Genomic DNA, 8,726 nt, shown 5'->3' with positions numbered 1-8,726 from the left:
GACGCCTCCGACGACGTGAGCTGTGTCTGGTTTTTTAGCCATTTGACGATCCTTTCCTGCGGCAAGTTAACGAGCCTCGCCTCGAAGAATGCAGGGACAGGACAGTCATGAGACCGGATGGTCAGGCCCTTCTCGGGTCACGGCAGCATCTCTTAGACAAGCTCGCCGCAAGGCGTTCCCGGATGATCGACAGGTCCAGGGAAAGACACGTGTCAGGTCGGTCACTATTTGGGTCAAACCAAGCCGGAAAGCCATGCGGCACCACCCCATCGAATGGTCGATCAGTGTTTGAGTTAAACCATCCGAGAACTGGTTCCTATCATATGACTATCACTATTCATTATCTCAGGTTTGCCATATCTGGCGATGGTGTCTTGAAGGGCTTCAACGCAAAAGCCCGCTTCCATGCTGTTCGAGAGCCGCCAAGCCAGAACCTTTCGGCTGAACTAATCCATGATGGCAACCAAATACAGAAAACCCCGCCGCATCGGGATGTAGCTGATGTCGACGCACCAAACCTGATTGGGCCGGGTAATCGCCAGACCTTTTAACAGATAGGGCCAAACCTTGTGCTGAGGATGCTTCTTCGAAGTATTCGGAGTTTGATATATCGGTGTCAGGCGCATCTTTCGCAGTAAGGAAGCATAGAAATCAGTCGGGGGGACTGATTTCCCGACGAACGGGGCGCACTCTGTGACGACCACATTTATGGCCCTGCCTTTGCATATGCCGTGCCATTTGCCGCGATCCGTACCACGGCGTCTCCAAAAACTGCTTGTCGATGATCTTCATAAGCATCAAGCTCTCGGCGCTTTCGCCAACAGGCTGATAATAGAGACTGGATCGGCTCAATCGCAGCAACGCGCATTGCCGTCTCTGGCTGAGGGAGTGTTCGGCGCTCACCATTTTTTGCCTCGCGTTCCGAGCAATTGATGCGAGGCACTGGCTAAAAAATCCCGCTCTACCACCAGCTGACCAATTTTCGAATGAAGCTTCTCTATCTCGGCTTCCGAGATGCGAGCGGCATCAGACTTCCCACGTTCAAAAGCGCTGGCCACGTTGGCAATCGCAGCACGCTTCCATGTGCTGATCATGTTTGGGTGAACACCGTATTTCTTCGACAACTCCGCAAGCGTCATCTCTTCGCGGATCGCCTCTAGTGCAACCTTCGCCTTGAAGTCAGGTGAATAGTTCTTTCTTTTGCTCATTATGGATCGTCTCGTTCGTTATGCGACCCACCTTAAACAATGGTCCGATTTTACGCGACCACCTCTGCTCCAGCAGGCCGTAAACATTAGTACCACAAAACGACACAAGTGCTGCTACACTTTGGGATTTGATATACGCTTCCCTTGACAAAATCCTCATGAAGGCAGCTAACCCTCGCACAAATAAAATCAGTACCCCTTCTTCCGATCCACTTGCCACAAGAGGTCTTTGCCTTCGAGGTGTCGCGTCAGGTTCTCCGCAACATTGCGAGCCGCCGTTTCGGCATCTGTTCGTCCCGCGACGTGAGGCGTAATCAGGCAATTCGGAAAATCCCAGACAGCACTGGCTTCCGGCAGAGGTTCCGTATCGAAGACATCCAGAACCGCTGCGCCAACCTGACCGGACTTAAGGGCCGCACCGAGATCGTCAAACACACATTGCGCTCCACGCCCGGCATGGACCAAACCCGCGCCATGTTTCATCTGCGCGAAAAACGATGCCGACATGAGGCCACGGGTCTCAGATGTAAGAGGCAAAAGGCAAACCACTATGTCCGCCGACCCCAAGAGGCTTAAAACCCCGTCTTCGCCACTTACACAGGTTATACCCTCTAAATCCCGCTCACGACGCGACCAACCACTCACGCGAAAGCCCAAAGACTTAAGCGCCGATGCCGTCCGCGTTCCGATTTCTCCCAAGCCAAGGATGGCGACATGCGTCTGCGCGAAGGAAGCAATAGGTTGAGGTTCCCATAGCTTGTGCCTCTGCTGCTCTGAATAGACTGGAAAGCCCCGCGTGATAGCGAGGCAAGCCGCAAGCACATAATCCACCACGCGCTGCGTATTGTTGGGGTCCACCATTTTAATCAGTGTGATGTGATCGGGGAGATCAACAAACTGATCCACTCCCGCCGATACGGAAAACACGATTTCAAGATCGAAAAACGCCGACCAGTCCTCCAACGGCTGCCATGTGAAAACATAGCGAATATCGTCAGGATCATAGCTTTCGTCCGAGCGCACCAACCGGATCGGAAAATCGCGGAACATTGCTTCAAAGGCCGAAATCCGGTCAGGGTCAGTCACATTTAGCAAAAGTGCCATGTTGGGCCTTTCATCTCTGAATTATATTCTCCATAGGGGCGATCTTTGCCCCATCAGAAAAGCGATGCAGTCGGAAGGGCGATGGATCGACACATGGCCCCTGCCCCGTAATCAGATCGGCGGCAAGACGTCCCGCTCCTGTTCCCAAGCCGAACCCGTGACCCGAGAAACCGGAGCAGACATACAACCCCGGAACACCGTTTTTCACACCTTCAGTTGGCGAAATCACAGGCACAACGTCCGGCATGACATCCATATATCCGGCCCATCTCTGCGCAATTTTGGCGTCTTTGAACGGCGCATAAGACGATTTAACCACGTCAAATGCCTTATCGATCAATGCCGTATCCGGCTCGGGATCCAGCACCCGCGTTTTTTCGAACGGGGTCACATCGGTCGCCTTCCAATGGCGCGGTGTGCGCAGCGCTTCGAAAAAGGCCGAACCGAGACCAAGGCTCACGCTACGCCATTCGTTTTTGAGTGTCGGCAGGAATTTGGCAAAAAGCCGGAAACTGTCTGGGGTCAGTTGATAGCGACTTGGTGTGGCTGAAGCGATGGTATATCCGCCATCCTCGCGTTTGCGCATCGCAAACTCGGGATGCTTCACCGTGCCTTCGGGACCGTCAGGAACAGGTTCCGTGCGCAGGACATTGCCCTTGGTGCGCAATTGCGGAAGGTCAATGCCGAGATTTCCCAAAAACAAACGAGACCATACCCCACCAGCAACCAGCACAGCCTCACAAGAAATCGTGCCCCGCTCCGTCACCACTGCGCTGACTTTACCGCCTTTGGTTTCCACAGTGCGCACCGCGCAGTTTTGATGCACGCTGCCCCCCATATTCTGAACCGCCCGCGCAATAGCTGGTGCCGCCTTTTGCGGCTCGGCACGCCCGTCATGAGGATTATAAAGTGCGCCTTTGATATCCAGCGACAACCCCGGAAACGACTCCATCGCCTCCTCACGGCTCAGTATCCGCGCCGGAATCTGATAGGATTGCAGCGCATCCGCGGCGTGACGCTCAGCTTCAAGAGCCGCCTCCGACGCAACCGTATAAGTCACACCACATTGACTGTAGCCGGTCTGTTGACCGGTCCGCCGGTCAATATCCTTCCAGAGCCGGACAGATTCGACCATCAGAGGCATTTCCCGAGGATCACGGTGTGTCAAACGCACCCAGCCCCAGTTGCGGCTGGATTGCTCCGCGCCGATCTGGCCCTTTTCGCAAATGGCGACGGTCTTCCCCCGCTCTACGAGCTCAAGCGCAGTGCAAACCCCTGCAACCCCGCCACCGACGATGACGACATCCACGTGTTTCGGAAGCTCTGTGTTGCTCTCGACCGGATCAAGTTTCGGTCCTGGCATGTTGGTTCTCCTGTTGATGGTGCAAGGTCTGCTCCTGCTGCACCGTTACGCATAAGGGGGAAGATCCGCCCGCTGTCTCTTCGCACGGATATTGTCGCGCAGGCGGTAGGTGCGCAGCGCGATTTTCGGGGCGAGGTTCATATAAACCGGTTGTCGGCTCAAAGGTTCAAGTTTGAGATCAAGATCCTGTTCCGACACGCCCAAGGCCCAATCCGACAGGATTCCTCCGATCATAGACCCTGTGGGAACGCCGCGCCCCGACAGGCCGGTCATGGCCACCACACCGGGTGCAAGACCATACAGGCGTGGGACTGTGCGGCGTTGCATGTCCAACTCGCCATACCAGAAGAAATCCCAACGCGGTTCCTCGCGCAAATCAGGGTGGAGCCATTTCAGACGTTCGGACAGGATTTTGCGTGTGAGTGCCGGATCCCGTCCACGCGCGCCCATCGGGAACATGGAGGCAACAATACGGTTTTCGCTATTGTATTTGTAAACATAAATATCGCCGCGTCCGTCCTGAATGGTTGTCCGCTTAGGCAGGACAACAGCTTGCGAGGCTGGCGAGAGGGGCTGTGTCGCGGCGACAAAGACGCGCATGATCCGAAAGGTCTGATCAAGTTTTGGCCAGCCGGCAACCGTATAGGCTCCTGTCGTATAGATCACTTTCTCGGCCCGCACGGAGCCGCGCTGGCTCTTGACCACCCACGCCTGTCCCTCACGGTCACATCCTGTCACTGTGGTGCCTGTGAAGATCCGACCTCCCTCTTCCAGCACGGCCCGTCCGAGACCTCGGGCATAGCCAAGGGCATTCAGGCCGCCCGCCTCTTCGTGAAACCACCCGCCGTAGAACCGTGAAGACCCTGTAACTGCATGCACTTCATCACGGTCCAGCATCCGTGTGCGCGCGCCCACCGCATTGTAGTTCTCCATATTCCTGCGCAGGGTTTTCAGGTGCGACGGAAACAGAGCGCCTTGGACATAGCCATTTTGTTCCCATTCGCACTCAATGTCATAGCGCGAGATCATTTCGCTCACCTTGTCATTGGCGCGGGTCTGCCGTCGGATCAAGCGCTCTGCCCAAGGTTCGCCCAGATGCTTGCGCAGTTCCGGCAAGCTGAAGTGGGTAAATGTCGGCGTACAATGCCCTGCATTACGACCGGAACCGCCAAAACCGATTTCCTCGCGCTCCAGCACAACCACCGAGACACCTTGACGTGCCAGCTCCAGCGCCGTGGTCAGGCCGGAATAGCCCGCCCCCACAACGCACACATCCGCTTTGACCTCGCCCTCAAGTGGCACTGTGTCTGGCGCATCAGGCGCTGTGGCATACCAAAGCGTGTCTTTGAATTCGGAGAATTTCGGCATGACCTATCCTCACTGATGGTCGCTGCGGCTGTCGAACGCATCGCGCAAACCGTCACCGATAAAGTTGAACCCAGCCACCGCGATGGTGATTGTCACGCCCGGCACGATCGCCAGCCAAGGTGCAGAGGCCAGATATTGCTGCGCGCCATTGAGCATATTGCCCCAGCTCGGCAAGGGCGGCTGGATGCCGTAGCCAAGAAAGGAGATATATGCCTCCAACAGGATGGCGCGAGCTACAGTAAGAGTGGCTGCGACAATGATCGGACCAATGGCATTCGGCAAAAGCTCACGGAACATGATCCAGCGGTTAGACATGCCCAACATATGCGCCGCCTGAACGAAATCCTGATTGCGCAGAGACTTGACCTCCGCCTCGACAATGCGTGCCACTTCCATCCAGCTTGTTGCAGAGATGATCAGGGCAATCATCACCGGGCCAGGTTGGATAAAGGCGGCAAGGGCCAAGAGCAGGAAAACAGATGGAAATGACAGGAACGCATCAACAATCCGCATCAAAACCGCAGAAACCTTGCCCCCGTAATATCCGGAGACCACACCGACAACGGAACCGATACAGGTCGCAATTACCATCACGGCAAAACCCACTGCCATAGAGATTTGGCCCGCATGAAACAGTCGTGCCGCGATGTCACGCCCCAAGGGATCCGTGCCAAAGATATGCCCGCCCGTCCCCGGCGGGGCAAACCGCGCCAGCAAATCGATGTGAAGCTCGTCGTAAGGCAAGAGATACGGACCAATAAAACAGGCTGCTGTAAGGCTCAGCACCATGACCAGACCGATCAGGGCGAGCCGATGACTGAGAAACCGGCGCAGGGCGCGGGATTTGATGAAGGGCTGCTTGGTATTTGTCGCAAGAGTTGTCATGGCAATATGTCCTTCAATCAAGGCGAATGCGCGGATCGATGAGCGCAACGGTGAGATCAGCAAGGAGATTGCCGATCAGGACGAGCATGGCGGAGGCCATCAAAAGCCCCATCACCACGGGGTAATCAGAGTATCCGAGGCTATCCAGAAACAGCCGCCCCATACCGGGCCATGTGAACACGGTTTCCGTGACCAGTGCCCCTCCCAGAACCATAGGCAACTGTAGGCCAGCCAGGGTGATCATCGGGACCAACGAATTGCCGACAATATGTTTGAGCAGGACACGGCGACGTGTCAGCCCCTTCGCCTTGGCGGTGCGCACGAAATCCTGTTTGACCACGTTGAGCGTCGAGGTGCGCATATAACGGCTCCAGATCGCCACATCGACAAGAGCCAGAACCATTGCAGGCATGATCAGGTGACGAAGATAGTCGATCAGAGAGCCATCCCCCACGGTGTACATGTTCCCCGCAGGCAACCAGCCGAGATTCAGAGAAAAGACATAGATGGCGATCAGACCGAACCAGAAAGTCGGAATGGAGAGGGCCACCATAGCGAACACCGTCATGGCGTAGTCGAACGTGCCACCACGCTTGAGAGCGCTATAGATGCCAATACTGCTGCCCAGAGTCACTGAGATCACTGTCGCAGTGCCCATAAGAAGAAGCGTCGCAAACAGATGGCTGCCGATCACATGCAGAACCGACTGCCCGTCACGATAGGATGTCCCCCAATCCCCGACAACCAAATGTCTGAGCCAGTCGAAATACTGTATCCAGACCGGACGATCCAATCCCATCTGAGCTGCGATCTTGTCGATTTGTTCCTGTGTCATCCCCGGACTAAGCGCAAATTGCGACAAAGGCCCGCCGGGCGCGAGTGTCAGAACTGCGAAACCGATAAAGGACACGATCAACAACAGGATAAGGCTCTGGCCGAGCCGAGACAGAATATAGCGAAGCATGGTGAACGTCCTCTGTGTGCGTCGTATTTTGGGTGGGGCGACCGCAAGGGAACAGTCGCCCCTGACGCGCGACACCGCCGCGCGTCAAAAAGTCGAGGAATACGCCTTAACTACGTGTCCACTCGCGCACGTTCCATGTATCAATACGGTTGTTGATGTTCGGGGCCGGCCCCTCGACATCATCTTTCCAGCCTTTGATCACTGCGTATTGGAACATTGGCAGGAAGGGCAAATCCTCACGGATCACAGCCTGGATCTCTTCGTAGATGGCCTTGCGCTCTTCAGGCACAAAATCCTGTGCGCCCGCCACCAACAGCTCGTCCACCTTCGGGTTTTGATAGACAAAGGTATTCTGACCGGAACCACCCAAAGCAGGCGACATTGTAGACATGAAATAATCCGATGTATCCGGATCTGCACCGGCGAGCGTATTGAGACCGACAACCACAGAGTCGAACTCGGAATTCATCCAGTAATCGCCCCACATGACAGCAGGCGGCAGGTTCTTGATCGTCATCTCTGCGCCGACCATGGCAAAGGTTTGCTGAATGAACTGCTGGGCCTGTTCGCGCAAGTGGTTACCTGCTGTGGTCGAGTTGGAAAAGGACAGACGCACACCGTCTTTTTCACGAACACCATCAGCGCCCTTTACCCAGCCAGCCTCATCCAAAAGCGCATTGGCTTTTTCGATGTTGAATTCATGCTTCGGCAGATTTTCATTAAAGTAGTAGGACTGTTGAGGCATGTAAGTTTCGGTGGGCGTCGGCACACCATAATAGAGCGCGTCAATGATGGAGGTCTTATCCAGCGCCATATAAAGCGCCTGACGCACGGCTTTTTCCTTAAATTGGGGACGCATCATGTTAAAGCCAAGGGATTCAAAGGTCGCCTTGCCAGCCACTTCTACAACTTTGCCCGGCAGTTTCTCGGCTTCAGCCAAATTGTCCGGCTGAATATACTGCAATCCGATCACATCAATGTCGCCGGATTTGAACTGTGTGTACATCACATTGAGGTCAGGGACATATTTGATGATGAGTGTTTTCAGGAACGGCCCGTCCATGTGGTAGTCCGCATTTGCCTCAAGCTCGATATGATCGCCTGCCATGCGGTTTTTGAACTTGAACGGCCCTGTGCCGATAGGCGCTGTGTTCAGGATTGTAGAGTTCTTGTCCGCAACACCATCAAATACATGTTTCGGCACTATATAAGTTGACGCCAGAATAGCAGCCATAGGCGCAAAAGGCTCGCTCATCGTCCATGTTAGCTCTGTGTCGGAGACCACTGTAATATCTTGAATAAACTTGTATCCCGTAGACCGGAAAGACCGGAAATCTGGGTCCATCGTCAATTCAAGAGAGAACTTCACATCATTGGCAGTAAACGGTGTGCCATCATGCCATGTGACACCCTCTTTCAATTTCACACGCCAGGACAGCCCATCTGCGGAAATACCGCCATTGGCCACGGTAGGCACTTCGGCAGCAAGGATCGGGAAAAAACCACCCTCGGCATCGAAGTCAAAAAGCGGATCATAGACGGCATAATAAAGGCCTTCATCCACTTCGATATGAGGCATCAAAGGGTTGAACACTGTGGGCTCTTGGGAAAAAGCCAGCACAATCTGACCGCTTGCGTCGGCATTGGCAGCAAAAGCACGATCGCGACCGATGGTCAGCGGGGCCATGAGACCCGCACCCGCCGCGCCCATCATCATCAAAGCCTGACGGCGATTGAGATGTGCAGTTTTTTTCTTCTCGTCAGTCATTTTAATTTCCCTGTTGTTGCGCTTTGGAGAGAAACGAGACCCGTGCCAGCGCCTTACACGAAGTCT

At 54.9% G+C, this 8,726-nt stretch carries 9 protein-coding genes; 1 reads left to right on the top strand and 8 read right to left on the bottom strand.

From position 1 onward, the window contains the following. Positions 1-323: 323 nt before the first annotated feature. Positions 324-551, top strand: a complete 228-nt coding sequence (locus BM152_RS19735) for a hypothetical protein (RefSeq protein ID WP_139222531.1) — start codon at positions 324-326, stop codon at positions 549-551. Positions 552-651: 100 nt separating this feature from the next. On the opposite strand, the gene BM152_RS19730 is transcribed toward BM152_RS19735, so the two are convergent. From BM152_RS19730 to BM152_RS17065, 8 genes are all read right to left on the bottom strand, one after another. Next, positions 652-792, bottom strand: coding sequence for an IS3 family transposase (locus BM152_RS19730; RefSeq protein ID WP_414835857.1), 141 nt, complete (start codon positions 790-792; stop codon positions 652-654). Positions 793-899: 107 nt separating this feature from the next. Then, the gene (locus BM152_RS19725; RefSeq protein ID WP_082715429.1) at positions 900-1,208 is read right to left on the bottom strand and encodes an IS3 family transposase; all 309 of its coding nucleotides are present in this window, start codon (positions 1,206-1,208) and stop codon (positions 900-902) included. Between the two features lie 189 nt (positions 1,209-1,397). Then, positions 1,398-2,312 carry a 2-hydroxyacid dehydrogenase gene (locus BM152_RS17090; RefSeq protein ID WP_066606711.1) on the bottom strand — a complete coding sequence of 305 codons (915 nt, stop codon included), beginning with the start codon at positions 2,310-2,312 and terminating at the stop codon, positions 1,398-1,400. A 10-nt stretch (positions 2,313-2,322) separates the two neighbouring features. Further along, positions 2,323-3,675, bottom strand: coding sequence for an NAD(P)/FAD-dependent oxidoreductase (locus tag BM152_RS17085; protein WP_066606709.1), 1,353 nt, complete (start codon positions 3,673-3,675; stop codon positions 2,323-2,325). A 45-nt stretch (positions 3,676-3,720) separates the two neighbouring features. Further along, entirely contained in the window at positions 3,721-5,043 is a 1,323-nt protein-coding gene (locus BM152_RS17080) for an NAD(P)/FAD-dependent oxidoreductase (protein WP_066606707.1), read from the bottom strand. Between the two features lie 9 nt (positions 5,044-5,052). Continuing rightward, on the bottom strand, positions 5,053-5,928 hold the full coding sequence (locus BM152_RS17075; protein ID WP_066606705.1) for an ABC transporter permease: 876 nt from the start codon (positions 5,926-5,928) through the stop codon (positions 5,053-5,055). 13 nt (positions 5,929-5,941) lie between these two features. After that, entirely contained in the window at positions 5,942-6,892 is a 951-nt protein-coding gene (locus BM152_RS17070; protein WP_066606703.1) for an ABC transporter permease, read from the bottom strand. 106 nt (positions 6,893-6,998) lie between these two features. Further along, positions 6,999-8,660 carry a peptide ABC transporter substrate-binding protein gene (locus BM152_RS17065; RefSeq protein ID WP_066606701.1) on the bottom strand — a complete coding sequence of 554 codons (1,662 nt, stop codon included), beginning with the start codon at positions 8,658-8,660 and terminating at the stop codon, positions 6,999-7,001. Positions 8,661-8,726 lie beyond the last annotated feature (66 nt).

This window comes from Celeribacter halophilus (assembly GCF_900114135.1).
In the GTDB taxonomy this organism is placed as follows: Bacteria; Pseudomonadota; Alphaproteobacteria; order Rhodobacterales; family Rhodobacteraceae; genus Celeribacter; species Celeribacter halophilus.
Note: the sequence above shows the minus strand (reverse complement) of the source record. Positions and strands in the feature narration are given on the sequence as shown.